Consider the following 26701-nt stretch of genomic DNA (forward strand, 5'->3'; position numbering starts at 1 on the left):
AGGTCCGTGGTGAGGTCGAGGTCCCTGCGTTCGCGTGTGCGCTCCGTCCTGGGCGGCGTGCTCGCCGCCACTCTGATCAGCACCACAGCGACGGCGGTCGCAGCGTCCCCCGCCCACGCTGCCGCGGTGCCTGTCATCACCAACCCGACCTTCGCCGAGGTCGGCGCCAACGGGATCCCCACCGGGTGGGGCACCTGGGCTCCCGCGGGTACCGCGACCGTGACGGTCGAGGAGTCCGCCGGCCCGTCCGGTGGCCCGGCGGTGGCGCTCACCTCGGTCTCCGGCGCCAACGCCCGGCTCGCGCTGACCCAGCGGATCGACATTGATGCCACGACCGGTCGCGAGCTGACGCTCACCGGCTGGGTGCGCGGCGACGGGCTGACCGGCGGCTTCAGCATGCTCCGGATCCAGGCCTACAACGCTGCCGGGCAAGCTGTGGTCCCAGTCAGGGCGGGACCCTACGTGACGGGCACCTTCGACTGGCGCACCTACTCGACCGACATCGTGCTTCCCGAGGACGCCGCCCGGATCTCCATCGAGCCGATGCTCGACCGCGCCGGCGGCACCGTGTGGTTCGCCGACCTCAGCATCTCCGAGACCGTCGGCGGCGGCGCCCTGACGGCATCGCCGACCGCACGCGGGCCCGTCGAGCTGACGTGGAGCTTCGACCACGACGTCGAGGCCGACCGTTACGCGATCTACCGCACCGAGGGGTCCGCGCCCCCGGTCGCGTCCGCGGACACCTTCCTCAAGAGCGCGCTCGCACCGACGACCGCAGACGCCACCGCCGCGCCGGACACCACCTACGGCTATCTCGTGCAGGCACTCGGCGCCGACGGCTCGGTGCTGGAGACCGGCCCGCCGGCGACGACCACGACGCCGGCCACGTTCGCCGACCGCACCGTCCTCAGCCTCGTCACGGCTCTGCAGCAGGGCGAGGGGACGCACGTGAGCTGGGCGGTCGGCGACGGCGAGGCCACCGCCGACCTGACCGTCCAGGTCGGCGACGCCGCGCCGGTGCCGGTCACGGGATACCAGGGCAGCACCGAGGCGCCCGCCGGCGAGCCCGGCGAGGACGTCGTGCTGCGCTCGGGTGGGGTCGAACTCGCTCGCGCCGTGGTCGGCTCCGAGCAGCACCCGCGGACGCTGGTCGATCCCGACACGCTCACGCGCATCCGGTCCGATCTCGCCGCCGATGCGCCGACCGTCAGCGGCGCTTGGGACGCCTTGACCGCCCGCCTCGACGGCACCGGTGCGGCCTACCCGGGCTCGGCCACCGAGCTCTACCGGGCCCGGGACGCGGCGTTCGCCTACGCCGTCACCGGCGACCAGGACTACGCGCAACTGGCCTACGACGCCGTCATGGCGGGGGCGGACTGGATCGTCGCGCGGGAGACGAACATGGGGCTCGAGCTCGGGCGCGGCGCCCTCAATCTGGCCCCCGCCTACGATCTCGCCTACGCCGGCTGGACCGAGGAGCAGCGCGCCGACGTCCGCGACCTCATGACCAGGACCACCGACCTGCTCTCGACCTACCACCACGACACCCTCGACGGCGCCGACCGCGCGTCCAACTGGGTCGCCGTCACGAGCGGCACCGAGCTGGCGCTGCTGCTGGCCGCCCGTGGCGACGGCGACTTCGGGACCCACGACGAACGGATCACCTACCTGATCAACCAGCTGGCGCGGCACCTGCAGGACGGCTACACCGCGACCGGCTGGACACAGGAGGGCTGGGACTACTTCCACTACGCCCAGCTGTACCTGTTCCCGTCGCTGTTCATGACCCGCGACGCCGGCGTGCTCGCGCTCGAGGCCCCGTTGGCGGCGGTGGATTTCTGGAACCTCGCGCTGCACGCGGTCTCCTCACGGACCGCCGGCGACGTCGTCCAGTTCGGGGTGTCCGGCCCGAACAACCAGGTCAGCGGCACCTTCCCGCTGCTGTTCCCCACCGCTCCGGCCGAGGCGCTGCCGGGGCTGGTGCACCTGTACGACGAGCTGCAGGGTGTCGATGCCGCCGACCCGCGTTTCGACGACGTGCACAGCATGTTCGCAGTGCTGTACTACCCGGAGGGCGTCAGCGACGACCCGGCGGACCTGACAGCCGAGGCAGCGCGCACGGCGCTGCTCGACGACGAAGCCGGCTTCTACGCCTTCCGCTCCGACTACGCCGATGCCGGCGACACCCTGATCTCGACGTCGAACCGCAACGTGCAGCACAAGGGCTGGTCGGCGGCCGAGACGTTCGCGCTGTCGTGGATCGGCGACGACAGCACGTGGGCGCTGCAGGGCGGCAAGGTCCAGGACCCGCTGCTGTGGAGCAAGCCGCTCGTGGACGGCGAGCTGGAGCCCTACGCGAACCAGTACGAGACCGTGCGCGGCGAGGGCGTCAGCCTCGAGTCCCGGTCCTTCGACGGCCAGGGCGGCGGGTACGTCCACCTCGACGGGGCGGCCAACTTCGAGGTCACGACGGCGGAGCGGGAGCAGGTCGTCGACCTCGCCCCGGGCGGTGCGGCGGATGCGATCGTCGCGATCCATGACACGTTCGGCGACGCGACGTCCCACGACTGGGACTGGCAGTTGCGGCCGGAGGACTCGGTCACGATCGCCACCTTCCCCGAGGGCGCACCGCACGAACCGCTGTTCACGTTCACCAGCACCGACGGAGCCACGCTGTCCGGCTTCGTCCCTGACCGCGACGGACTGACGGTGCAGGTGATCGACCACACGCTCCGGCTGACCCGCACCGGCACCGCTGCCGACTTCGGGATCGTGCTAGCCACCTCGAGCGCCGGACCGCTGACGTCCGAGATCATCGACGGCGACCTCCTGCTCGACGGCCGCGTCGTCGACCTCGCCGACCTCGGTGCGGTCGAGAACGGCTTCCCCGCCGCGGCGGACGACGGCGCGACCCAACCCCCCGCCGCCGGCGTCCTGAGCAGTGACAACGGCTGGGACACCGGTCTGCATGACGGCGATTACACGATCACGATGAACCTGTGGTGGGGCAGCAACGCCAGCCGGGTGCACCTGTACGAGAACGGCACACTCATCGCGTCCCAGCGTGTACAGCCCGGCACCCCCGCCGCCCAGCGGGTCGCGTTCCCGATCGCCGGACGCACCGACGGCAGTTACAGCTACACCGCGGAGCTCGTCAACAGCGCCGGGCGGACGACCACGGCACCGCTGACTGTGACCGTCACGCATGCGGCGCCCGGCACACCCGTGCTCAGCCACGACAACTGGGATCAGAACGGGTCCTTCACGGTGACGGCCGACCTCTGGAGGGGCACGAACGCCACCGACTATCGGCTCTACCAGGGCTCCGAGGTGGTGGCGGAGGGTGAGTTGGTCGCGGCGACACCGGCGCACCAGCGCATGACCTACCGTGCGGACTCGCTAACGCCCGGCACCTACACCTACCGCGTCGAGTGGATCAACCATGCCGGCTCAACCGAATCGGCGCCGCTCACCGTGAGAGTCCACTGAGGTCGAACTCGCAGATCACGCGGAAGCGCCGCCTGGCACCGCAGGCGCAGAATGTGCGCATGCTCCCAGCCGATCGTCGCGCTCGCCTCCTGCGCGAGTTGCGCATCCACGGCACCGTGCACACCGAGGGGTTCGCGATGGATGTCGGCGCCTCGGGGATGACGATCCGGCGCGATCTCGTCGATCTTGAGCGCGCCGGGCTCCTGCACCGGGTGCACGGCGGCGCGGTCGCGGCGGGTGCGGCCGACGAGATGTCACGGTCCAGTGCCCCGGTCGCCACGATCGGGATGGTCGTCCCGTCGGCGACCTACTACTTCCCGGACGTGATCCGAGGTGCACGCGCCGCCCTCGGTGCCGCGGGCGCGCGCCTGATCCTGGCCGTCTCGGACTACTCGGCGGTCCGTGAGCGTGAGCAGATCACGCGTCTGCTCTCACGGCGCGTGGACGGCCTCCTGGTCACGCCCACGGTCCACGCGGCCGACGACCCTGCCACCTACGAGCTCCTCGCAACCGCAGCACCGGCGGTCGTGGTGCTGGAACGGAGCCTGGACCACTCGCGCTGGCACGGGACGCTGGACACGGTCCGGTGCGACCACGAGGTCGGCGGCGTGCTCGCGGCCGAGCACCTGCTCGCGACCGGGTGCACGCGGGTTCTCGTGGCGGCCCGATCCAGCACGACCGCACCACTGGTCGGCGCCGGTGTCACCCGGGCGCTGGCAGCAGCCGGGCTGCAGCCGGAGGTGCTCGTGCTGCCGCCGGCACAGGCCCCCGCGGCTGCGTTGCAGGAAGCCCTGCAGGGCGTGGTCGACCGGTGCCGTGCCGGCACCGTCGACGGCGTGGTGGTGATCCCCGACGAGGTCGCCATCGGGCTGGTGGACGCCGCCGAGGACGCGCGGCTGCGGGTCCCGGGCGACCTCGCCGTGGTCGCCTACGACGACGAGGTCGCCGCCCTCTGCGCGACACCGTTGACGGCGGTCGCCCCACCGCGCCGCGAGGTCGGGTACTCGGGCGCACGGCTGTGCCTGGACCGCGTGATGTCGCGGCTCCGCGCGAGCACTCCCGGCGCCTGGTCCAGGATCGAGCTCTCTCCCGACCTGCGGATCCGGTCCACCACCCGCGACTGAGGGGGCACCGGCGGCCAGAACCCTGCTCACCGCCGCACGGCAGGACCGTCGCTGCGGCACCTAAAGTGAGGGGCATGAGTGAGGACCAGCAGGGCTCCTACGTGCTGCCCGGCCAGGAGTACACGCGCGACACCACCTACATCGAGACCCGCATCACCGCCGACGGCCGCGACGGCTATCCGGTCGAGGCCGGGCGGTACCGGCTCGTGGTGGCCCGGGCCTGCCCGTGGGCGAACCGGGCGATCATCGTGCGCCGCCTGCTCGGCCTCGAGGACGCCCTGTCGATGGGGATGTGCGGGCCCACCCACGACGCCCGGTCGTGGACGTTCGACCTGGACCCCGGCGGGGTGGACCCGGTGCTCGGCATCGAGCGACTGCAGGAGGCGTACTTCAAGCGCACCCCCGACTACCCCCGTGGGATCACGGTCCCGGCGATCGTGGACGTCCCCACCGGCGCGGTGGTCACGAACGACTTCGCGCAGATGACCCTTGATCTGTCCACCGAGTGGACCGCGTTCCACCGTGACGGTGCGCCCGAGCTCTACCCGGAGCGGCTGCGCGGGGAGATCGACGAGGTCGCCGGGCTCGTCTACAAGGACGTGAACAACGGCGTCTACCGGTGCGGGTTCGCCGGGTCGCAGCGCGCCTACGAGTTCGCCTTCGACCGCCTGTTCGCGCGGCTGGACTGGCTCAGCGAGCGGCTCGCCGGCCAGCGCTACCTGGTCGGTGACACGATCACCGAGGCGGACGTGCGGCTGTTCACCACGCTGGCACGGTTCGACCCCGTCTACCACGGTCACTTCAAGACGAACCGGTCCAAGCTCAGCGAGATGCCGGTGCTGTGGGCCTACGCCCGGGACCTGTTCCAGACCCCAGGGTTCGGCGACACCATCGACTTCGCCCAGATCAAGGAGCACTACTACGTGGTGCACTCGGACGTGAACCCGAGCCGGATCGTGCCCAAGGGTCCGGACCTGGCGAACTGGCTCACCCCACACCATCGCGAGCAGCTCGGTGGCCGGCCGTTCGGGGACGGCACCCCGCCGCCTCACCCGCGGCCTGGTGAGAAGGTCCCGGCGGACGCGACGGCCCTGCCGGGCGGCCGCCGATCGAGCAAGCATCACTGATGCGCAGCCCCTGCATCCGTGGTGCTAGCCTAGGGGCATGAGGACGACGGTGAAGCTCGACCCAGAGGTCGCAGCGGCGGCCGAGCGGCTCCGCAAGGAACGTCACATCGGGCTCGGGGAGGCCGTGAACGAGCTTGCCCGCGCGGGTCTCACGCGTGGGGAGAAAGTGACCCGCTTCCGACAGCGGACGGCGAGCGTCGGGCTGAAGGTCGACGTCACCGATGTCGCCGCCGCACTCGAACTGCTCGATCAGTACGACGCCGAGGACGCCAGTTGATCGTCGACGCCAACGTCCTGCTCTACGCCGTCGACGACCAGTCGCACTTCCACACCACAGCACGGACCTGGCTGGACGAGGCGATGAACGGCGTCGAACGCGTCGGGCTGCCGTGGGTGTCGCTGACGGCATTCCAGCGCATCATCACCCACCCCCGTGTCTCGGCGAGCCCCCTCGCCACGGCTGAGGCCTGGAGCTACATCACCGACTGGCTGGACGCCGACCAGACCTGGGTACCGACACCGGGCGCCCGCCACCGAGACATCCTCGGCTCGCTTCTCATCGACGGCGACCTGCGCGGGAACCTCGTCACCGACGCCCACCTCGCGGCGCTCGCCATCGAGCACGGAACCGGCATCTGCTCCTTCGACAGCGACTTCGCCCGCTTCAAAGGCCTCCACTGGATCAACCCCGGCCGTCAGTGACGCCGCCCAGACACCGAAGCACGTCCGCACCACGAGCACGAGCCGATGGGTGGCTCGTCGGCCTGCTCCTCGCTTGCGGGCAACCTGGCCGACGCGCGCCCGACGATCCCTACAGGCCCTGCCGGGTGCCTCCCGGCAACTCCCCGCGCACCGAGGCCGAGAGCAACGCACGAAGCGCTAGCCGGTTCCGACTCCGGGAGGCGCGGAGCAGGCTGTGCAGCGCCGTGACCGCCGCGAACGCCGCACCCGCGGGGGCACGATGCCACTTCCGGAAGTAGCGCACCCGGTTCACCTCCAGCAATGCGTACAGTGCGTCCGAGGTCCCGGACCCGCCGCCTCGGTGACTCACGGTGGCGTCCGGGGTGAACCGCACCTGCGACCCGGCGGCGCGTAGCCGGCGGCAGTAATCGGTCTCCTCGGAGTAGAGGAAGAACCGGTCCGCGTCCCAGGGTCCCACCTCGCGCGCCACGCTCGTCGGGACGAGCAGGGCCGCACCGGTCGCCCAGTCAACCTTCATTCGACGCTCGTAGGCGGCAGGCTCCCGGATCATCTCGCTGAGCCACCCTGGTCGGTTCGGCCACCGATCACCGAAGAGCGCGTCACCGAGCGAGCCGAGGACCGCGGGCTCCCTCCGGAGCGAGGGCGCAGTCTCGCCGGCGTCGTCGACGATCCGCGGGGCAACGGCGTGCCGCTCCTCCGCGGCCCTGGCCATCGTGACGATCGAGTCGGGCATCAGGCGCAGGTCGGGATTCAGGAATATCGTGAACCGCGACGGCGGCGCTGCCGCCAGCCCGACGTTGATTCCACCGGCATATCCGAGGTTGGCTTCGGACTCGACGACCTCCACCCCGGGCAGCGCGGCCACGGCACTCAGGTCGTCGGCAGGGTCGTTGTTCACGACGACGGCGCGCCAGGAGAGCTCGCCGACGGCGGGTGGCACCGTGGCAAGCAGGGCCGTGACGTCCTGTGCGCTTCGGTAGGAGACCACGAGCAGCACACAGTCGAGCATCGTGCCTCCATCGGGTCGGCGACTGCGCGAGTCGGTCGCTCGTCAGTATAGGAACGCAGCGAGCACAGACGGCGGGAACGACGAGTCGGGTGGCCACCGGCGGATATCCGTTCGGCCGCAACCGTCACGTCCGCATACCCTGACCATCATGTCTGCCACGCTCCAGGTGATCGGGTTCGGCGCTGCCCACGGCGCCCGCGAACTGTTCACCGACCTCACGTTCACGATCGCACCAGGGGATGTCTGGGGTCTGGTCGGCGCGAACGGGGCCGGGAAGTCGACGCTGCTGGCCGCGCTCGCGGCGCGCTCGGAGGACCCCGCGAGCGGCGGCGGGGCGGAGCTGACCGGGCGTACCGTGCTCGCTCCCCCGCAGGCGACCGTCGGCTACCTCGCCCAGGAGCCCGAGCGGCTGCCGGGTGAGGACATCCTGGCGTTCCTGCGCCGGCGCACCGGTGTGGACCGGGCCGGGTCGGCGATGGACGCGGTGGCTCATGCCATGGCGGAGCGCCCCGACGACGGCGCAGCGGCCGAGGCGTACAGCCTCGCCCTGGAGCGGTGGCTCGGCCTGGGCGGGGCCGACCTGGACGAGCGGGTGCCGGGCATCGCGGCCGACATCGGGCTGACGGTCGCGCTCGACGCGCCGATGATCTCGCTCTCGGGCGGTGAGGCGGCCCGGGTGGGCCTCGCCGCGTTGCTGCTGCAGCGTTACGACGTGCTGCTGCTCGACGAGCCGACGAACGACCTGGACCTGGCCGGGCTCGAGCGCCTGGAGCAGTTCGTGCGTGGCTCGCGGGCACCGATGGTGATCGTCTCCCACGACCGCGAGTTCCTCGCCCGGACCGTGACCGGGATCGTCGAACTGGACCTGGCCCAGCGTCAGGTGAACGTCTTCGACGGCGGCTACGACGCCTACCTTGCCGAGCGGGAGGTGGCCCGGGCGCGAGCGCGTGAGGCGTACGAGGAGTACGCGGACACCCTCGGCACACTCCGCTCGCGCGCGCAGACCCAGAAGACCTGGGTGGACAAGGGGGTGCGGAACGCCCGGAAGAAGGCCAAGGACAACGACAAGCACATCATCCACGCGGCGGTCTCCCGGTCGGAGAAGCAGGCCGCGAAGGTGAGCCAGACCGAGCGCGCGATCGAGCGACTGGACGTGGTCGAGGAACCGCGCAAGGAATGGCAGCTGCAGATGTCCATCGCCGCGGCATCGCGATCGGGGTCCGTGGTCGCCACCCTGGACGCCGCCGTGGTCCGCCGCGGCGGCTTCACCCTCGGGCCCGTGACCGCGCAGGTCGACGCGGGCGACCGGATCGTGATCACCGGGGCGAACGGTTCCGGCAAGACCACGCTGCTCGGCCTGTTGCTCGGGCGGATCGCGCCCGACTCCGGGCGCGCGGCCCTTGGGTCCGGGGTCGAGATCGGTGAGGTGGACCAGGCCCGGGCCCTGTTCGACGAGCCCGACTCGGTGCCGGTGCTGTTCGGGCGCCTGGTCCCGGACTGGGCCGAGGCGGACGTGCGCACCCTGCTGGCGAAGTTCGGACTCGGCGGGGAGCACGTGCGCCGCCCGGCAGCATCCCTGTCCCCCGGCGAGCGCACCCGAGCTGCCCTCGCCCTCCTGCAGGCCCGCGGCGTGAACCTCCTGGTCCTAGACGAACCGACGAACCACCTGGACCTGCCCGCCATCGAGCAGCTCGAACAGGCCGTGGAGTCGTTCGCGGGAACGGTGCTGCTGGTCACCCACGACCGTCGGATGCTTGCCGAGGTGCGAGCCACCCGGCGCTGGCAGTTGGACGCCGGGCGGCTCACCGAACTCGACTGACCTGCCAAGATCGTGCCTGTGGCAGACGTCGACACGTTGGCGGCCGTCGCGCTGAACGAGCAGGGTCGGCGGATACTCGCCGAGGCGAGCGCGCACCTGGCGCGGGTGGGACCGGAGCAGTTCGGCGGGCAGTACCCGGACCTCGCCGACGACTTCTCCGACGACGCGCCGTCCCCCATCATGCTGTTGCTGGGCGTGGGGCAGGCGCCGTACCCGGTGACGATCGGCTGGTGCGACTGGTCGGGTGAGGACGATCCGGGGCAGGTCCGCTACTTCGTCGACACGGCGTGCCGCCACCTCGGGCTGACACCCCCGGTCTGGGACTCCGGCACCGAGGACCGCGTGATCAGCGAACTCGCGGCGGGCATCAAGGCAGGGGTGTATGTGCCCGCGCTCCTGAGCGACATCGACGCCCAGTTGCGGGCGGCCGGGCTGCGGCTGCTCATGATCGACACCGACTCGGACACGTATCACTTCGTGCCCGTCACGGCCGCGGCGTTCGGCATCCTCGACGGCACCGAGGGCGACGGATACACCCTCGGAAGTGTCGCATCGTTGGGCTCCGCGGCCATCGTGCCACCCACGCCGCCGAGGGCTGCGGGCCCGGTGGCCGAGCCCGAGCAGCCACCGGTCGAGGCCGCGCCGGCGGTTGCCTGGGCAGCGCCGCAGGCCCGACGGCCGGGCCTGTACGCACGTCACCTCGACGCCGAGTACGAGTTCGTACCCGCTCCTCACGGCCGCGGCACGCTGCGTGCGTACGGCCCACCACCCGGGCCGCAGTGGCGGCCGGACGGCTGGGCCTGGGTGCTGGAGGTCGCCACCGGGGACGTCGAGCTGTTCCTGATCCACTGACATCCTACGCAGCCCCGAACCTCCCCGCGCGGACGCCGCTCAGTCGGCGGACGGGACGGAAGCCGGTCGATGCCGCGGCAACCAGCGACTGGCGAGCACCGCCGTCGCCAGGCTCGGCACCGTCAGCAGGGCGAGGACCGTGACGATCGACCACCAGGTCGACCCGAGGGCCACGAACGCGAAGACCGCCAGTGAGAAGACCTCGGCCCCGAGGCCGCTCACCGAGGTCACGGTCGCCCGTGCCGCTCCGGAGATGCTCTCCTGAAGCCGTGCCTCACCGATGAGGAACGCGTTGTTGACCGCCCCGTACCCGAGCGCGATCGCCACGAACCCCGCCGGCGAGCCGGCCAGCGCCCCAGCGCCGATGAGGACCGCTCCGGTGCCGTACAGCCACGCGATCCGGCGCTGGCTCCACCCGGTGGTCCGGCCGGCGAGCGCGGTGCCGAGCGCCTGCCCGGCCACGATGACCGCGAGCAGCACGGGGATCCGTTCCGCGGTGAAGCCGTGTTCGGCGAGCACCAGCGGGAAGTACTCGTCGTAGGCGGTCAGACCCAGCATCGCGGCGGCGACCACCGCGACCCGGCGGACCCGCGGAACTCGGACGGCTTCGCCGATCCCGGACCTGAGCATCGCCAGATACTCGCCGAGCGCCCCGGTGTCCGACGGCGGTTGCTGCCTCTCGCGTGCGCGCTCGCCCGTGCGGTGGTCGTCGCGGGCCGCCGGCACGTGGTCGCCCGCGGGCGCCGGGGCCGCTGCCCGGGACGCGGGCAGCGTCGCTGCCACGGCGGTGTGCGCCAGTGCCATCGCAACGCTCACCGCCCCCACCAAGGCGTAACCGCCGAGGCTGACGAGTAGCCCCGCGACCGCCATCGCGGCGAGGGTTGCGAGCAGGGCCGCGGTCTGCGCCCGGCCCTTGATCGCGGCGTACCGATGGGCGGCGCCGGCGGAGTTCAGGTGGTCGTACAGCAACGCCTCGAAGGTGCCGGACATGAGAGCCGACGACACACCCCAGCAAACGAAGCCGATCAGGTAGCCCGGGTACGCGGGCCAGGCCAGCCACATGCCGAACGCGACCGCGTAGAGCAGCCCGCTGAGCACCAGCAGGCGCCGACGATCGACGGTGTCCGCCCACGCACCCGAGGGCACCTCAGCCACGAACGACGTCAGCGACCACACCACGAACAGCGAGGAGATCTGCGCGGCCGACAGTCCGCCGTCGGACATCGCGAGGGCGTAGACGGCGTAGAACGGGATGGCCTCCCGGGTGGCCAGGAAGGCGACCGCCCGGAACGTCAGGGTCCGGACGGTGAGTTACGGCTGCGCGGCGGGGTATCGCATCGATTCACCGTACCCCGAGGCGCACTGACCGTGGAAGGGAAATTCTCAGGTGCGCGGGCAGGTGCACCGCTGGTCGTCGGGCACCCCGTTCAGCGCCTCGTCGACGTGGTCACCACACCCGGCCCAGGTGGTCTTGTGGCAGCTGGCACAGGGAACGGGATAGCACATCGGGTGAACTCCTGATCGGGGACGGGATCCGGAGCGATCCTACGCCGCGAGCCCGGGTAGCTCACCGGGCCCGGTCGGATCGGGTGCGGCGCCCGGGGTCTCGTCCGCGGTCTCCTCGGCCGCGTCGGGGGTCGGCGTCCGCCCGATCACGAGCACCGCGGCGCAACCGAGCAGGACCACGCCCGCGGTGACCATCACGAGGCGATAGTCCACCACGGTGATGAGCGCGGCGCCGGCCGCGATCGAGGCCAGTTGCGGCAGCGACATCGCCAGGTTCGTCGCGGCCGCGGTGCGGCCCTGCAGCCGGGGCGGGGTGAGCCGTTGCCGGGTGGTGATGAGGGCGACGACCAGCCACGGCACGCTGATCCCGGAGATGGCGATCGCCACCACGGACACCGGGAGCAGCGGGATCGGCAGCAGGTCCGCGGCGAGGCCGAAGGCCGCGACGCCGAGCCCGAGCAGGGCGACGCCCACGGTGCGGGCCGGTCCGAGCCGGCGCAACGCCGTCGCCGAGGTCAGGCCGCCAACGATCGCGGCCGCACCCTGGATGCTCATCAAGACCCCGAAGAACGCGGCCTCCATGCCGAGGCCCTTCTCTACCACCTCGAACAGGGCACTCTCGAACACGCCGAGCACCCCGAACGCGATGGCCGTGACGATCACGATCCGAGCGAGCAGCGGGATGCTCGCGACGTGCCGGAACCCGCCCGCCGCCTCGGCCCAGAACCCGGACCGTTCCTCGGCCGACTCCGGTGCGGACTCGACGACGTGCACCGTGAGCAGAGCCAGCGCGGTCAGAACCAGGATCGCGGCCACGCCCAGCCCGAGCGCACCGCCGCCCCAGAGCACGTACAGACCAGCGCCGATAGCCGGGGTGATGATCCGCAGCCCCTGGTCGATCGTGGACAGCAGCGCGTTCGCGTTGTCCAGGTGCTCGTCCGGGAGCAGATCGCGCAGCAGCCCGGACTGGGCCGAACCGTTCAGGATCCCGAGCGCCCCGTAGGCGAACGCGACGGCGTAGATGATCCAGAGGTCCGATGCGCCGTCGACGAGCACGAGGGAGGCGGCGACCACGGCGGCGGCGAGATTGGCTGCGATCAGCAGCGACCGCCGTCGGGCCCGGTCGGCGAGCAGCCCGAGCAGGGGTGCGGTGAGAGCCGGGAGGCCAAGGGCCAGGAACACCAGCGCGGCCGCTCCGGAACTGCCGGAGAGGTCCTTCGCCCAGATCGCAAGGGTGAGGAAGAGGGCACTGTCGGCAAGGTTGCCGATGGTCCAGGCCCCGAGGAGCCGGCGGAACGTGGCGATGCGCAGGACGTCCTTCATGACTGGGCTCCATCGGCGGTCTCGGACTGCTGCCCGGGCTCGGGCACCAGGTAGCTCGTGGCGAACACGCGGACCAGCTCGCCGCCCTCGGGGCGCGTCTCGGGGTTCTTCCAGCGGGGCACGTAGCGCATGACGATCTCGCCGATCTCGTCACCGATCGCCCGGGCCTCCTCGGGCGTCACGTAGAGGGTGGCGCCGGACTGGAAGAGGTTGCCCTGCCAGCGCTCGGGCGGCGGGACGTGCTGCGCCGCCTTGATCCGAGTGGTCTCCCACTCCAGGAACGTCGCCCCGAGGGCACGCACCGCGGCGGTGGACTCCTCATCGGGACCGTCGTCGTCCCAGCTCTGCTCGATGTCGACCACCCGCCACGGACGGTCCCGACCGGTGTGCCCGGGCACGCGTTCGATGTAGCCGAACTCGGCCAGGGTGCGCAGGTGGAAGGAACAGTTCGACGGCGTCGAGTCGGTGAGCGCGGCGAGTTCCGTCGCGGTCGCCTCGCCCTCGATGGCGAGCCGTTCGAGCAGCGCGAAGCGCAACGGGTGCGCCAGTGCGCGCATGGCGCGCGGGTCCTCGATCTTCATGTCGACGACTGTAGTCTCGAAAGACTTCTTTCGCAAGAGTTCTTTCAGGTCCTCCTCTGTCGGCGGTAGACGGCCGACGCAGCCTGCCAGGGGCGGGCCCAGGTCGCCTCGAAACCGTGTACGCCTGCGCGAGGCGTAGTTACCCTGCTGCCATGGGACTCCTCGACCGCACCTGGCCAAAGCTTGGGCGAGACCTGCTGTTCAACACAGTTGCGAGTTCGGTCTTGATTCCACTGGATCTACGTTGGTTGGTCTACCGGGCGTTCGGCGCGAACGTGGCACCGTCACGAATCCAGCCGAACGTGTGGGTGGGGAGCCGGAACCTGACCATTGGCAGGGGCACATTCGTCAACTACCGCGTGAAGTTCAATACCTTCGGCTCAATCACTATCGGCACCCGGTGCAACATTGCGATGGACGTCTCCTTCGTGACGCAGTCACACGAGCTGGGACCGACTACACGGCGTGCGGGCCAGCTCATTGCCGATCCGATCGTTGTCGGGGATGGCGTCTGGATCGGGACTCGCGCCCTGATCCTTCCCGGCGTGAGAATCGGGAACGGCTGTGTGATCGCCGCGGGCGCCGTGGTTTCGTCCGATTGCGAGCCGGACGGCCTTTACGCCGGGGTTCCGGCACGAAGACTGAAGGACCTGCCTGTCGAGTGACCATGCTCGAAGCGTTCGATTCGATCGGAACACTTCGTTCATGCGCGACCATCGCCTGCCTGCTCAGCGCGATCCAAGTGCCACGCGAAGAAGGTCACTCGCGAGTTGGCCGAGGCGGGCGCCCGACCGCCAGACCGCATGCAGCCGACGGCTCAGATCGACACCTTCTACCGGAACCGAGACCAGGCGCCCATCCCGCAGTTCCGCTGCCACCGCCAGTTCGCTGATCACGGCGGGATAGGCCCCGGAAGCGACCATCACCTTGACCGCGGCGTTGGAGTCGAGCTCGACGCCGGGTTCGAGTTCGCGACCGAGGGCCCACCCGAGTGCGTCCCGGGTGCCGGACCCCGCCTCGCGGGAGGCCAGCCGCAGCTGCGCCAGTTCCTCGGCGCCCACCGGCCGGCGCCGCCGCGTCAGCGGGTGGCCGGGGGCGACCACCAGCAGCAGCCGGTCGGCACCGACCCGGCGCCGGACCAGATCGGTCGGCACCGTCGGGCCCTCCACGAAGCCGAGGTCGATCTCCCTCCCCCGGAGCGCGGCGATCACATCTCGGGAGTTCGCGACCCGCAGTCGCACCCGTGCGTCGGGGTCCAGGGCGCGGAACCGCGCCAGCCAGATCGGCACCAGGTACTCGGCGACGGTCTGGCTGGCCGCGATCGCCACGTCGCCCTCGTTCTCGGCGGCCAGCGCCCGCGCCCCGGTGACGAGCACGCCCGCGGCCTCGACGACGGCGCGCGCCCAGCCGGTGACCATCCGGCCGTGCTCGGTCAGTTCGGCGCCGCGGCTGCGCCGGTCCAGGAGCTCCAGGCCGAGGCGGCGCTCGAGCTGCTTGATCCGGTTGCTCGCCGAGGGTTGCGAGATCTGCTCGGCGCGCGCCGCCGCGGAGATGCTGCCATGGTCGGCGACCAGCACGAGCAGGCGCAGGGCGTCGAGGCTGAGATCGGTGGGCAGTGTGGTGGGCATGTCCGGCCCTCCTTGTCTCCCCATAGCCTATGCCTATGGATATCTCCTGAACTGCTAGGTACCGCCCGGCCGCCGGTGGCGTCACGCTGGATCGGTGCTCCGCTCCCCCACGCCGACGGCGCAGACCGTTCGTTGGCACCGCTCCCGCCTCCCTGGTCTACTTCTGGTGGCGTTGATCGCCACGGTGGCGACCGCCCTCGGGCACGTGCTGCCGCTGATCGGTGGCCCCGTCTTCGCGGTGCTGGTGGGCGCGCTGGTGGGGGTGTGCGCGCCGAAGGTCGCCCACCACCCAGCGATCGGGCCGGGGCTGGCCACGGCGAGCCGGCTGCTGCTGCAGTGTGCGGTGGTGCTGCTCGGCGCGCAACTCTCGATCCGGCAGGTGCTGGAGGTGGGCGCGAGCGGCCTGCCGGTGATGATCGGCACGCTCGTCGCCGCGCTCGCCGGTGCCGCGCTCCTCGGCCGGGCGCTGCGGGTGGACTCGGACCTGCGGACCCTGATCGGGGTCGGCACCGCGATCTGCGGTGCGTCGGCGATCGCCGCCGTCACCCCGGTGCTGCGGCCGGCGGGAACGAAGGTGACCTACGCACTGTCCACGGTGTTCGTGTTCAACATCGCGGCAGTGCTGGCCCTCCCGCCGCTCGGCCACCTCCTCGGGATGAGCCCTGAAGGCTTCGGGCTGCTCGCCGGCACCGCCGTGAACGACATGTCCTCGGTGGTGGCCGCCGCGACCAGTTTCGGCGACGGCGCTGCCGACACCGCCGTGGTGGTCAAACTGACCCGGACCCTCGCGATCATCCCGATCGTCGCCGTGCTGGCGGCGCTGGTCAGCCGGCGCGACCGGCTGGCCGCGGATCCTGCCGAACCAGGTGGCGCCACATCGCCCCGGTTGTGGCGCTTGGTGCCGTGGTTCCTGGTCGGCTTCCTCGCGGTTGCCGCCGTGAACGGGCTCGGTCTGATCCCCGCCGCGGCCCAGCCGCCGATCGCTTCCGTGGCGGCCTTCCTGATCACCATGGCGCTCGCGGCGATAGGTCTGGGTACCGACCTTCCCGCCCTGCGCCGAGCCGGTGCCACTCCCCTGCTCCTCGGCGGCCTGCTGTGGCTGATCGTGATGGGCACGAGCCTCGGGTTGCAGGGACTCCTCGGCACGCTGACCTGATCAGGACCCGTCGACGGCCGGCTCGATGCGGATGATCACCGACTTCGACGTCGGGGTCCGGGAGGTCTCCGCGTAGGAGCCCAACGGCACCAGCACGTTCGTCTCCGGGAAGTACGCCGCCGCGCAGCCAAGGGCCGTCGGATAGGCGATCGCCCGGAATGCCTGCGCGCGCCGCTCGACACCTTCGAACTCCGAGATCAGGTCGACCATGTCGCCGTCAGCAACGCCGGCCTCGGCCAGATCGTCCGTGTGCACGAAGACCACCCGACGGCCGCCATGCACACCCCGATACCGGTCGTCCTTGCCGTAGATCGTGGTGTTGAACTGGTCGTGTGAGCGGATCGTCTGCAGGATCAGCCGACCAGGGGGCACCCGCGGATAGTCGAGGGCATTCGCCGTCATCTCGGCACGGCCCGACGGCGTCGCGAACGTGCGCGAGTCGCGCGGCGGATGGGGCAGGGCGAACCCACCCGGTTCGTCGATCCGGGACTCGTAATCGGTGAAGCCGGGCACGACGGCCTCGATGTGGCGGCGAATGAGCCGGTAGTCGCCCTCGAGCCCGGCCCAGTCCACCCGTGGGGGCGTGTGGCTGGCCGAGCTGCCACCGACGCTCGTGGTGGCACCAGTTCCCGGGCGCCACGCATCCGCCGCGGCACCGCCCACGGGACCGGCTGCGGCGCCGTCGGCTTCGGTGGAACCGGAGTCGGTGCGCCCGCCGTCGCCGTCCGCACGATCTGGCCGAGCGAACAACCGCTGCGCCAACCTGGAGATGATCGAGACCTCGGACAGGACGTGTCGGCTCGGCGGCTCCAACCGGCCCTGGGAGGCGTGCACCATGGACATCGAGTCCTCCACGGTGACCCGTTGGTCGCCGCCGGCCTGGGTGTCCCGGTCGGTGCGCCCAAGGGCGGGAAGGATGAGCGCGCGTCGGCCGGTGACTGCGTGCGACCTGTTCAGCTTCGTGGATATCTGGACGGTCAGCCGCATCCGGGACATGGCCTCCTCCGTCACGGCCGAGTCGGGCGTGGCCCTGACGAAGTTGCCACCCATGGCCAGGAACACCTTGGCGTTCCCGTCCCGCATCGCCTCGATCGCGGCCACGGTGTCCGCACCCGGCTCGCGCGGGGAGGCGAAGTCGAACTCCGTGTCCAACGCATCATGGAAGGCGGCGGGCATCCGCTCGAAGATTCCCATCGTCCGGTCACCCTGCACGTTCGAGTGCCCGCGCACGGGGCACACGCCAGCACCGGGGCGGCCGATGTTGCCCTGCAGCAGCAGCACGTTCACGATGTCGCGCAGCATCGCCACCGAGTGCCGGTGCTGGGTCAGCCCCATCGCCCAGCAGACCACGGTCGCGGGTGAGGCGAGCAGCCGCTCCCCCAAGCACTCGATCTGCGCGCGGGTCAGGCCAGTGGCGGTCGACACCTCCGCCCAATCCAGCGCGCCGACGTGCGCTGCGTACGCCTCGAACCCGTTCACCGAGCTACGCAGGAACTCGTGATCGAGCACGGTGTCGCGGCCTGCTGTCGCACGCCCCTGCGCCTCCGCCTCGAGGAGCAACTTGCCGAGCGCCTGGAACAGCGCCTGGTCCCCGCCGAGACGGATCTGCAGGAAGTCGTCGGCGAGTTCGATCCCCTTGGTCAACCCGAGCGCCGTCTGCGGATTGTGGAAACCGAGCAGGCCTGCTTCGGGCAGCGGGTTGACCGCGACGATCACGGCGCCGTTTCGCTTGGCCTGCTCCAGTGAACTGAGCATCCGAGGGTGGTTGGTGCCGGGGTTCTGCCCAGCGATGATCAACAGGGACGCGTTCTCCACGTCCTCGAGCGACACCGACCCTTTGCCGATCCCGATCGTCTCGCCAAGGGCCGAACCGGAGGACTCGTGACACATGTTCGAGCAGTCCGGCAGGTTGTTCGTGCCGTAACCGCGCACCATCAACTGATAGAGGAAAGCGGCCTCGTTGGAAGTGCGGCCAGACGTGTAGAAGATCGCCTCGTCCGGGTCGCAGGCCCGCAGTTCGGCCACGACCTCGTCGAACGCCTCGTCCCACGAGATCGGCCGGTAGTGCGTGGCGCCGGCGTCGAGGATCATCGGGTGCGCGAGGCGGCCCTGCTGCCCGAGCCAGTAGTCATCCTTGGTGCGCAGGTCCGCGACGGAGTGCTCGACGAAGAACGACGGCGGGACACGCCGCTTCGTGGCTTCCTCGGCGACTGCCTTGGCCCCGTTCTCGCAGAACTCGGCGGTGTGCCGCTCCTTCTTCTCCGGCCACGCGCAGCCGGGGCAGTCGAAACCGTCCGTCTGATTGACGCGCAACAGGGTCTGCGCTGAGCGCACCGGTCCCATCTGGTCCAAGGCCACCGACATCGCGTGCGCGATGCCCGGGACACCGACAGATGTGCGTTTCGGCGGGCCTACCCGCAACTGGCTCTCGTCGATGCCCGTGCGCGGCGCCTTCGCCATCGGTCCTCCTCAGGGATGTCCTCCGATCGTAGCGACGACGGATGACGGCTGCCGGTGCAGGCGCGGCGTACCGTGGGCCTCGTGACCGCAGCAGGGTGGAGGCGACGATGACCCGGGCGACCAGTCGCTCGCGGGTGCGGACGTTGCTCGCGGACGGTACCGAACGCGTCCACACGGACACGCTCGCCGGCGAGGAGCCGATGGAGCTGCGGGTGGACGGGCGGTCGCTGACCGTGACGATGCGCACCCCCGGCCACGACTTCGACCTGGCTGCCGGCTTCCTCGTCTCCGAGGGCGTGCTGCACCGCCCGGATCACGTGACCAGGATCGGGTACGGACCCGGAGTGGCGGCCGGCGGTGAGGCCACCTACAACATCGTGGACGTCACGCTCGCGCCTGGCGTGCCCGGCCCGTCCGTCACGGCCGAACGCCGGGTGTACACCTCGTCCTCGTGCGGCATCTGCGGGACAAGCTCCATCGAGGCACTCAGCCGCACGCCGCAGTTCGACGGGTCCATGCCGCGGCCGTCCGCCTTGTTCGACCTGACGGTCCTGCTAGACCTTCCTGACCGCCTGCGCGCTGAGCAGACCATGTTCGGCAGGACCGGCGGTACCCATGCCGCGGGACTCTTCGACGCCACAGGTGAGCTCCTGTGCGTGAGGGAGGACGTGGGCCGCCACAACGCCGTGGACAAGGTTGTCGGGTGGGCCTGGCGCGAGGGTCGACTGCCACTGTCCGGCACCGTCCTCCAGGTCTCCGGCCGGGCCTCGTTCGAATTGGTTCAGAAGGCGCAGATGGCCGGCATCCCGATGCTCGCCGCGGTCAGCGCACCCTCGTCGCTGGCTGTTGACCTTGCCGAGGAGGCGGGCTTGACGCTGATCGGCTTCTCGCGGACGGACCGTCTGAACGTGTACAGCCACCCCGAACGGATCCTCACGTCGACGGGGCCAGACGGCCAGGCATCCTCCGCGTGAATCTTGGGCCCGATACCGGGCACGGGCTGCTGCTTCTGTTGATTCAATGAGAGCCGGTCCAGACGGCGAGGAGAACGTGCATGGCGGCTGCCGAGGGTGACGACTACGTCGACCCCGTGACGCTGCGTGCCCAGGCGCGCTCCCAACGCAAGTCACTGGGCCGGCTGTCCGTCCTCATCCGCCAGAGCGTCCGTCTCGTCTGGGCATCCGGGCGCGGGCTGTTCGTCGGGCTGCTCGTCCTCCAGGTCGCCGCGGCGCTCGCGCTGGCCGGTCAGGTGCTCTCGGTGCAAGCCGTACTCACCGCCATCCTCGAACTGGATGAGGCAGCCGGTGCGACCGCGTCGCTATGGACGCCAGTACTGCTGTTGGCGGGGCTGACGGCGGTGACATCCATCATCGGCGCCGTCCAGGGGCACATGCAGCGGATGCTCGGGGAACTCGTCGCCCGATCGATGTGGGATCAGGTGCTCGATGTCTCGACCGGGGTCGGACTCAGCAGCTTCGAGTCGCCCGACTTCTTCAATCGCCTCCAGCGGGTCCAGTCGAACGCGCTCTCCCGCCCGTACCAGGTGACCCAGGGCCTGATCGCCATGGGCGGCGCCCTCGCCGCCAGCATCGGCGTGGGCGCGGCGCTCGTGAGCATCAGCCCGCTCCTGCTGCCGCTCCTGTTGGTCGGTGGGCTACCGGTCCTGCTGACCAGCCGCCGCGAGAGTCGGCTGGAGTTCGACTTCTCGGTGGCCCAGACCCCGGTGCTGCGGATGCGTCAGTACCTGACGCTCGTCCAGACCGGGCGCGACGAGGCCAAGGAGATTCGCGCCTTCCACCTCGCAGACTGGCTCCACGACCGGTTCGACGCCGCCTACGCGACGTACCTGGGCGCACTCGGCACCCACCTGCGCCGCCGCGCAACCCTCTCCGCCGTCGGGAACCTGGGCAGCGCCATCGTGCTGGTTCTCACGCTCGCCACGCTGGTGTGGCTGATCCTCGACGGCCAGGTCACGGTCGCCGGCGCGGGTGCCGCCATCGTCGCGATCCGGATGCTCGCGAGCCAGGTCCAGGCCCTCTTCGCCGGGGTCCAGCGGATCTTCGAGTCGGGCCTGTTCCTCGAGGACCTCCAGGGCTTCCTCCGGCTCGCAGAGCCGGCCAAGGAGGACTCGCAAGGCCCCGAGGCGCCCACCGGCTTCGGCATCGTGGCCGCGGACGAGGTCCACTTCACCTACCCTGGCTCGGACCAGCCCGCTGTCCGCGGCGCCACCGTGGAACTGCGGGCGGGCGAGGTGGTAGCCATCGTCGGCGAGAACGGGTCCGGCAAGACCACCCTCGCGAAGATCCTCGCCGGCCTGTACGCACCGGACGAGGGCGCCGTTCGGTGGGACGGGACCGACATCCGAGCCTGGTCCCTCGCCAGCGTGCGCAGCCGTATCGCGGTCATCTTCCAGGACTTCGTGCGATACGCGCTCAGCGCCGAGGACAACATCGCGATCGGTGATGTGTCCCGCCCGCAGGATCCGGACCGATTGCGCGCATCGGCGCAGGCCGCGGGTGCTGCCGGGGCGATCGAATCCCTGCCGGACGGCTACGCGACTCCGCTCTCGCGTCTGTTCGCGGGCGGCCGTGACCTCTCCGGCGGTCAGTGGCAGCGGGTGGCGATCGCGCGGGGCTACTACCGGGACGCGCCTTTCGTGATCCTGGACGAGCCATCGGCCGCTCTCGACCCACGCGCCGAGTACGACCTGTTCGCCAGTCTTAGGCACACCCTTGAGGGTCGAACGGCACTGTTCATCTCACACCGGTTCTCGACGGTGCGCAGTGCGGATCGGATCTACGTCATGGAGGCCGGCAGCGTGGTGGAGCACGGCACCCACGACGAACTCATGGCCGCTGGTGGACAGTACTCGGAGCTGTTCAAGCTCCAGGCCGCCGCCTACCTCAACGCCGATCAGACCTGAGGCCGCGGCAGGGCGCCGCGGCCTCGCGTCCGTCACTGCCAGCGCAGTTCCTCGTCGAGGCGCCCGGCCTCCTTGTGGTCGAGGACGGTCCGGATCCGCAGGTACTTGGCCGACGTGAACTCCTCGGCGGTGAGTCCGTGGTCCCGATAGGCGCGGTAGAGCTCCTCGACCCCGGCCGGCACCGTCCACTTCGCCTGGAAGGCCGGCAGTTCTGCAGCGATCCGGGTGAAGTCCACCCGGTAGTTGCGTGCATCCGGGCTCGCGCCGGGTGCGTACTCCACCACCGAGCCAGGCACGACCTGCGCGACGATCTCGGCGACCTCCTTGACCCGGTAGTTCTCCGAGGTGACTCCCACATTGAAGGCGCGATCGTGCACCACTTCGCGAGGCGCCTCGAGCGCCGCGAGGAAGGCCCGGGAGATGTCCTCGATGTGGATCAGCGGCCGCCAGGGCATACCGTCGGACTTGATGAGGACCTTGCCGGTCGTGATCGCGTAGCCGACGAGGTTGTTCACCATGAGGTCCGCCCGCAGGCTCGGCGAGACGCCGTAGGCGGTCGCGTTGCGAAGGTAGACCGGGCTGAACGACTCGTCGGCCAGGTGGGTCAGGTCCTGCTCCACCTTGATCTTCGACTCCCCGTACGGGGTCAGCGGGTTGAAGCCCGCCTCCTCGGTGAGGTGCTCGTCGCCGGCGGCCCCGTAGAGGCTGCATGAGGAGGAGAACAGGAAGCGGCCGACTCCGGCCTGCTTCGCGGACTCGGCCAGTTGCACGGTGCCGAGGTGGTTGATGTCGTAGGTCAGCTGGGGCCGCAGGTCGCCGAGCGCGTCGTTGGACAATGCGGCCAGGGCGATCACGGCATCGAAGCCCTCGAGATCAGTCGGCTTGACGTCGCGCAGGTCCTTGCGAATGACTTCGGTGGGGCTGACCTCGTCATCGAACTGGCACCCCTCGTAGTAGAAGGTGTCCAAACCGACGACGTCGTGACCGGCCGCCCGCAGCAGCGGCACCATCACCTGCCCGATGTAGCCGTTGTGGCCGGTGACCAGGACCTTCACGATGCGTCTCCTCCGAGTAGAACCGCCTTGCGGCTGTAGAACGCCTCGGCATGGCGGCCGGGCGCGTGGCATTCCATCCCGCGTAGGCGCATGAGCCCGCGGAAAGTGTCGTCGTCGTACCAGGGCTTCGCGAACTGCGAGGCGTAGTGCTCGCCCAGCACGCGCAGCTTGTTGGCCACATCGTCCTCCGAGAGCGGCACGAACACGTTGGGCGAGCCCATGTCCCCGTCCCACTTCGGGATCTCGTACTCGAGGACCAGGTGGTCCCGGAAGGTGTTCCAGGTCAGGTCCGAGATGGTCCGGTGATCCTGGTGCCGGTCGTGACGTTGGTGGGTGAGCACGAGGTGCGGGTCGAACTCCGACTTGACCAGCTCGAAGCGATCCTTGATCGCGTCACCGACGTAGGGGAAATAGGACTCCCGGTACTCCCCCACCCAGATGCTCACGTCTTGGGCCTCGCGCAGCAGGTCGGTCGCCGCAGCTCGTGCCTCCTCGGCACGCTGGGGGTTGGAGGAGAACACCTCGTACCGGACCTCGAGGCCACCGGGTCGGCGGGCGAGTCGACCGAGCGTTCCACCGCAACCGATCTCCACATCGTCGCAATGGGCGCCGAGCGCCAGCACTCGCAACGGCTGGCCCTCATCGACGCCTAGGTCGAGACCGATCATGCGGGCGCCGCCGGATCCTGCTCCCAGACCTTCCACGGCGCCTGGCCGCGGGCGTTCATCTCATCCATGACCTGCCGGTCCTTGAACGTGTCCATCCCGGCCCAGAACCCGTCGTACTTGTAGCCAACCAGTTTGCGGGCCTCGAGGAGTCGTCCGAACGGTTCGTAGACCAGTTCCTCGCCGGGGCCGATGTAGTCGAAGATCTCGCGACGCAGCACGAAGAACCCTGCGTTGACCCACATGCCGGCGGCGCTGGACTCGGTGATCCCGGTGACGTGTGAGTCCTCGTCGAGCCCCACGATGTGGAACGTCTGGCTCGGACGAGTGCACAGGAACGTCGCGATCGCGTCATGCGCGTGCGTGTGGTCGATCAGGGCCGGCAAGGGGACGCTGGAGAGTCCGTCGCTGTAGTTCGCGAGGAACTCCTCATCGTCGCCGAGGAACTCCTTCACCTTGACCATCCGCTGACCGATGTTGGTCGCCAGACCGGTGTCGACGAAGGTGATCTTCCAGTCCTGCGCGTCGGTGTGCAGCATCGTGATCTCGCGGCCACCACCGGAGAGCACGAAATCGTTGCTGAGCCACTCCTTGTAGTTGAGGAAGTACTCCTTGATGACTTCGCCCTTGTAGCCGAGGCACACGATGAACTCCGTGTGCCCGTAGTGGGCGTAGTACTTCATCAGGTGCCAGATGATCGGCCGTGAGCCGATCGGGACCATCGGCTTCGGTACGGACTCGGAGAACTCGCGCATCCGCATCCCCATGCCGCCGGCGAACAGCACCACCTTCATTGCGAGCTCCCGACCGGCCAGTCGACGATCGCGGCACCCGGGATCGGCACGACGCACTTGCCGCCCCACTCCCTGATGTAGTCCAGCTGCGCGACGATCTCGTCCTTGAGGTTCCACGGCAGGATCAGGACGTAGTCCGGCTTGGTCTCCGCGATCCGGCCCGGCTCGTGGATCGGGATGTGCGTACCCGGTGTGTACCGGCCGTGCTTGTAGGGATTCCGGTCCACGGTGTAGTCGAGGAAGTCGGTGCCGATCCCGCAGTAGTTGAGCAGGGTGTTCCCCTTGCCGGGGGCCCCGTAACCGACCACCTGAGCGCCGTCGCGCTTGACCCCGATGAGGAAGTCGAGCAGCTTGCGCTTGGTCTCGCGGACCTGCTCCGCGAACAGCTCATAGGTCTCCGGCTGCTCCAGCCCGGCGTCCAGCTCCCGCTGACGCAGCGCGAGCAGACGATCACTCACCGTCGGCGCGTCCGGTCCCGCATGGGTGGCGTGGATCCGCAATGAGCCGCCGTGCGTCCAGAGCTCCTCGACGTCGTGGATCACGAGGCCGTGCGCGGCGAAGATCCGCTCGGAGGTCACCAGCGAGAAGTAGGAGAAGTGCTCGTGATAGATCGTGTCGAACTGGTTCTCCTCCATCAGCCGCAGCAGATGCGGGAACTCGATCGTGATCAGCCCACCGGGCGCGAGCAGGAGTTTCATCCCGGCCACGAAGGTGTTGAGATCCGGTACCTGCGCGAGCACGTTGTTGCCGGCGATGAGGTCCGCCCTGGTTCCCTCGGCGACCAGCCGCTGCGCCAGTCGCTCGTCGAAGAACTCCACCAGGGTCGGCACGTTGCGCTCGTCGACGGCGACCTTCGCCACGTTCGCCGCCGGCTCGATCCCGAGGACCGGAACGTCGGCCTGCACGAAGTACTGGAGGAGATAGCCGTCGTTGCTGGCGAGCTCGACGACCAGGCTGTTCGCGCCGAGGTTCCGCTCGGCGATCATCTTCTCGACGTAGGTGCGTGCGTGCTCCAGCCAGGCGTCCGAGTAGGACGAGAAGTACGCGTACTCGGTGAAGATCTCTTCGCGGGTCACGTACTCCTGCAACTGCACCAGGAAGCACTGGTCACACACCCAGGTATGCAACGGGTAGAACGGCTCCATCGCGTTGACCTGGTCCGCCGGCACGAAACTCTCGCACAGCGGGGACATGCCCAGGTCGGCGAACGTGCGGGTCAGGGTGGTCCCGCAGAAGCGGCACGGGCCGCCGGTCAGCTCTTCGGACATCAGTGGTTCTCCGGATCAGACGGTCTGGACGTTGGCGTCGACACCGAGGTCTGCGAGCATCTGCCCGATCTCGGTGGCGTAGTACGGGTTCATCACCAGGACGGTTCCTGGCGGGTCGGTCACGAGGGCGTCGGGCGGCACCACGGCCTGCCCGGTCCCGGCGAGGAAGGTGCCCTGCTTGCGGGGGTTGACGTCGACCACGCGGTCAACGTCGGTGGTCACGCCGAGCACGTTGAAGAAGCCGACGGCCTTAGCTCCGGCGCCCCAGGCGACCACGCGCTCGTCGGCGGCGGCGAGACGATCCAACAGGTCCGCCCACTCCGTCACCCGTGCCCGCGCGCGCTCGCCGAAGGCCTGGATGTCCGCCAGGACGTCCAGGGTGGGAGCCGTCGGCCTCGGCGCCCGCGGTACCTGCGTCGGCCGGGCCTCCACGGCGAGGAACTGTCCGTCGTAGGACTCGCGCATGTCAAGGATCTCGAAGCCCGCCGCCTCCACCGCCGTGCGCAAGGAGGACGCGAGGAAATAGGAGACGTGCTCGTAGATGAGGTCGCCGACGGATAGTCGGCGTAGCGCCAGGAGCCCGTTCGGGACCTCGAGGTACAGCACGGTGTCCGAACGGTCGCCGATGCCCTCGCGCAGGGAGCGCAGCATCCCGGCCGGGTCGTCGACGTGCTCCAGGACGTGCCGGCAGACCACCAGGTCGGCCTTCGCGTCCACATGCTCGCGGGAGAAGTACTCGTTCACCACCTGCACCCGGGCCGGGAGCGGCTCGGCGTGCTCCGCGTCATAACTCGGGTCGAAGCCGGTTCCGCGGTTCTCCCCGAGCGCGCAGACAAGCCCGAGGAAGTGCCCGCTCCCACTGCCGATCTCCACGACGTCCGAGTCGCGGATGTCGTAGGTGTCGATGAGCCGCTTGGCCAGGTCCTGCTCGTAGGCCTGGAACACGGCGGAGAAGTGCAGAGCGTTGTCGTAGCTGTGTCCGTAGGCGTTCAGGCCGGCGTCGAAGCCGGTGTTGTAGACGAACCCGCACGCCGGGCAGTAGCCGAGGTCCAGGTCTCCGCGCGGACAATCCACTGCCTCTTCGCGGGTCGGCCAGAGGATCCCGACGTGTGTCGGAACGCCCATCTGCGCATAGAACGGGCGGAGGTCCGCCGTGTCGCACACCGGGCAGCGCAAACCCGGGTTCCCCGTTGCTTTCACCCTTGAGACCCTAGTGAACG

Annotated in this window: 22 protein-coding genes; 11 read left to right on the forward strand and 11 right to left on the reverse strand. The window is 70.0% G+C overall.

The features are described 5' to 3' along the window. The first annotated feature begins 9 nt into the window (after positions 1-9). The 5 genes from GKS42_RS20070 (at position 10) to GKS42_RS20090 (ending at position 6442) form a co-directional block, all read left to right on the forward strand. The gene (locus GKS42_RS20070) at positions 10-3489 is read left to right on the forward strand and encodes a hypothetical protein (protein WP_154795434.1); all 3480 of its coding nucleotides are present in this window, start codon (positions 10-12) and stop codon (positions 3487-3489) included. A 59-nt stretch (positions 3490-3548) separates the two neighbouring features. Beyond that, positions 3549-4613 carry a LacI family DNA-binding transcriptional regulator gene (locus GKS42_RS20075; protein WP_154795435.1) on the forward strand — a complete coding sequence of 355 codons (1065 nt, stop codon included), beginning with the start codon at positions 3549-3551 and terminating at the stop codon, positions 4611-4613. 74 nt (positions 4614-4687) lie between these two features. After that, complete coding sequence (locus GKS42_RS20080) at positions 4688-5740, forward strand: glutathione S-transferase family protein (RefSeq protein WP_154795436.1); 1053 nt, start codon at positions 4688-4690, stop codon at positions 5738-5740. A gap of 37 nt (positions 5741-5777) precedes the next feature. Further along, positions 5778-6017: a CopG family transcriptional regulator gene (locus tag GKS42_RS20085; RefSeq protein WP_154795437.1), complete on the forward strand. Its 240-nt coding sequence runs from the start codon at positions 5778-5780 to the stop codon at positions 6015-6017. Further along, positions 6014-6442 (forward strand): type II toxin-antitoxin system VapC family toxin, encoded by a 429-nt coding sequence (locus tag GKS42_RS20090; protein ID WP_154795438.1) that lies wholly within the window; start codon positions 6014-6016, stop codon positions 6440-6442. The genes GKS42_RS20085 and GKS42_RS20090 overlap by 4 nt, the downstream gene beginning before the upstream one ends. Before the next feature lie 109 nt (positions 6443-6551). On the opposite strand, the gene GKS42_RS20095 is transcribed toward GKS42_RS20090, so the two are convergent. Beyond that, positions 6552-7451, reverse strand: coding sequence for a glycosyltransferase family 2 protein (locus GKS42_RS20095; protein ID WP_154795439.1), 900 nt, complete (start codon positions 7449-7451; stop codon positions 6552-6554). Between the two features lie 148 nt (positions 7452-7599). Between GKS42_RS20095 and GKS42_RS20100 the strand changes: the two genes are divergently transcribed. Further along, positions 7600-9270, forward strand: a complete 1671-nt coding sequence (locus GKS42_RS20100; protein WP_154795440.1) for an ABC-F family ATP-binding cassette domain-containing protein — start codon at positions 7600-7602, stop codon at positions 9268-9270. A gap of 18 nt (positions 9271-9288) precedes the next feature. After that, positions 9289-10122, forward strand: a complete 834-nt coding sequence (locus GKS42_RS20105) for a DUF6630 family protein (protein WP_154795441.1) — start codon at positions 9289-9291, stop codon at positions 10120-10122. Positions 10123-10161: 39 nt separating this feature from the next. On the opposite strand, the gene GKS42_RS20110 is transcribed toward GKS42_RS20105, so the two are convergent. The 3 genes from GKS42_RS20110 to GKS42_RS20120 all read right to left on the reverse strand — a co-directional run bounded on the left by GKS42_RS20110 (position 10162) and on the right by GKS42_RS20120 (position 13532). Further along, positions 10162-11346, reverse strand: coding sequence for an MFS transporter (locus tag GKS42_RS20110; protein WP_232847765.1), 1185 nt, complete (start codon positions 11344-11346; stop codon positions 10162-10164). Between the two features lie 321 nt (positions 11347-11667). Further along, positions 11668-12951 (reverse strand): MFS transporter, encoded by a 1284-nt coding sequence (locus GKS42_RS20115; RefSeq protein WP_154795443.1) that lies wholly within the window; start codon positions 12949-12951, stop codon positions 11668-11670. Continuing rightward, entirely contained in the window at positions 12948-13532 is a 585-nt protein-coding gene (locus GKS42_RS20120) for an ArsR/SmtB family transcription factor (protein WP_154795444.1), read from the reverse strand. The genes GKS42_RS20115 and GKS42_RS20120 overlap by 4 nt, the downstream gene beginning before the upstream one ends. 152 nt (positions 13533-13684) lie before the next feature. Between GKS42_RS20120 and GKS42_RS20125 the strand changes: the two genes are divergently transcribed. Continuing rightward, entirely contained in the window at positions 13685-14197 is a 513-nt protein-coding gene (locus GKS42_RS20125; RefSeq protein WP_210769224.1) for an acyltransferase, read from the forward strand. A gap of 63 nt (positions 14198-14260) precedes the next feature. Here the strand turns inward: GKS42_RS20125 and GKS42_RS20130 are convergent, their stop codons facing one another. After that, a complete protein-coding gene (locus GKS42_RS20130; RefSeq protein WP_154795445.1) occupies positions 14261-15160 on the reverse strand; it encodes a LysR substrate-binding domain-containing protein in 900 nt (299 codons plus the stop codon). Positions 15161-15254: 94 nt separating this feature from the next. Here GKS42_RS20130 and GKS42_RS20135 point away from each other — a divergent pair, with 94 nt between their 5' ends. Further along, the gene (locus tag GKS42_RS20135) at positions 15255-16316 is read left to right on the forward strand and encodes a YeiH family protein (protein ID WP_154795446.1); all 1062 of its coding nucleotides are present in this window, start codon (positions 15255-15257) and stop codon (positions 16314-16316) included. On the opposite strand, the gene GKS42_RS20140 is transcribed toward GKS42_RS20135, so the two are convergent. Further along, the gene (locus tag GKS42_RS20140) at positions 16317-18776 is read right to left on the reverse strand and encodes an FdhF/YdeP family oxidoreductase (protein WP_154795447.1); all 2460 of its coding nucleotides are present in this window, start codon (positions 18774-18776) and stop codon (positions 16317-16319) included. A gap of 107 nt (positions 18777-18883) precedes the next feature. Between GKS42_RS20140 and fdhD the strand changes: the two genes are divergently transcribed. Together fdhD and GKS42_RS20150 are read left to right on the forward strand one after the other, a co-directional pair. Further along, positions 18884-19750, forward strand: a complete 867-nt coding sequence (fdhD, locus tag GKS42_RS20145) for a formate dehydrogenase accessory sulfurtransferase FdhD (protein ID WP_154795448.1) — start codon at positions 18884-18886, stop codon at positions 19748-19750. Between the two features lie 80 nt (positions 19751-19830). Then, positions 19831-21699 carry an ABC transporter ATP-binding protein gene (locus GKS42_RS20150; RefSeq protein WP_154795449.1) on the forward strand — a complete coding sequence of 623 codons (1869 nt, stop codon included), beginning with the start codon at positions 19831-19833 and terminating at the stop codon, positions 21697-21699. A gap of 32 nt (positions 21700-21731) precedes the next feature. On the opposite strand, the gene GKS42_RS20155 is transcribed toward GKS42_RS20150, so the two are convergent. Genes GKS42_RS20155 through GKS42_RS20175 form a run of 5 tightly spaced genes read right to left on the reverse strand, consistent with a single transcriptional unit; the run spans position 21732 to position 26555 of the window. Then, entirely contained in the window at positions 21732-22754 is a 1023-nt protein-coding gene (locus GKS42_RS20155; RefSeq protein WP_154795450.1) for an NAD-dependent epimerase/dehydratase family protein, read from the reverse strand. Continuing rightward, the gene (locus GKS42_RS20160) at positions 22751-23422 is read right to left on the reverse strand and encodes a PIG-L deacetylase family protein (RefSeq protein ID WP_154795451.1); all 672 of its coding nucleotides are present in this window, start codon (positions 23420-23422) and stop codon (positions 22751-22753) included. The genes GKS42_RS20155 and GKS42_RS20160 overlap by 4 nt, the downstream gene beginning before the upstream one ends. Continuing rightward, complete coding sequence (locus tag GKS42_RS20165; protein WP_154795452.1) at positions 23419-24213, reverse strand: glucose-1-phosphate cytidylyltransferase; 795 nt, start codon at positions 24211-24213, stop codon at positions 23419-23421. Before GKS42_RS20165 ends, GKS42_RS20160 begins: the two co-directional genes overlap by 4 nt. Then, positions 24210-25481 (reverse strand): class I SAM-dependent methyltransferase, encoded by a 1272-nt coding sequence (locus GKS42_RS20170; RefSeq protein ID WP_154795453.1) that lies wholly within the window; start codon positions 25479-25481, stop codon positions 24210-24212. The genes GKS42_RS20165 and GKS42_RS20170 overlap by 4 nt, the downstream gene beginning before the upstream one ends. Before the next feature lie 15 nt (positions 25482-25496). Next, positions 25497-26555 carry a class I SAM-dependent methyltransferase gene (locus GKS42_RS20175; protein WP_168217913.1) on the reverse strand — a complete coding sequence of 353 codons (1059 nt, stop codon included), beginning with the start codon at positions 26553-26555 and terminating at the stop codon, positions 25497-25499. Positions 26556-26701 lie beyond the last annotated feature (146 nt).

Origin of the sequence: Occultella kanbiaonis (genome assembly GCF_009708215.1) — a bacterium.
GTDB classification, from domain to species: domain Bacteria; phylum Actinomycetota; class Actinomycetes; order Actinomycetales; family Beutenbergiaceae; genus Occultella; species Occultella kanbiaonis.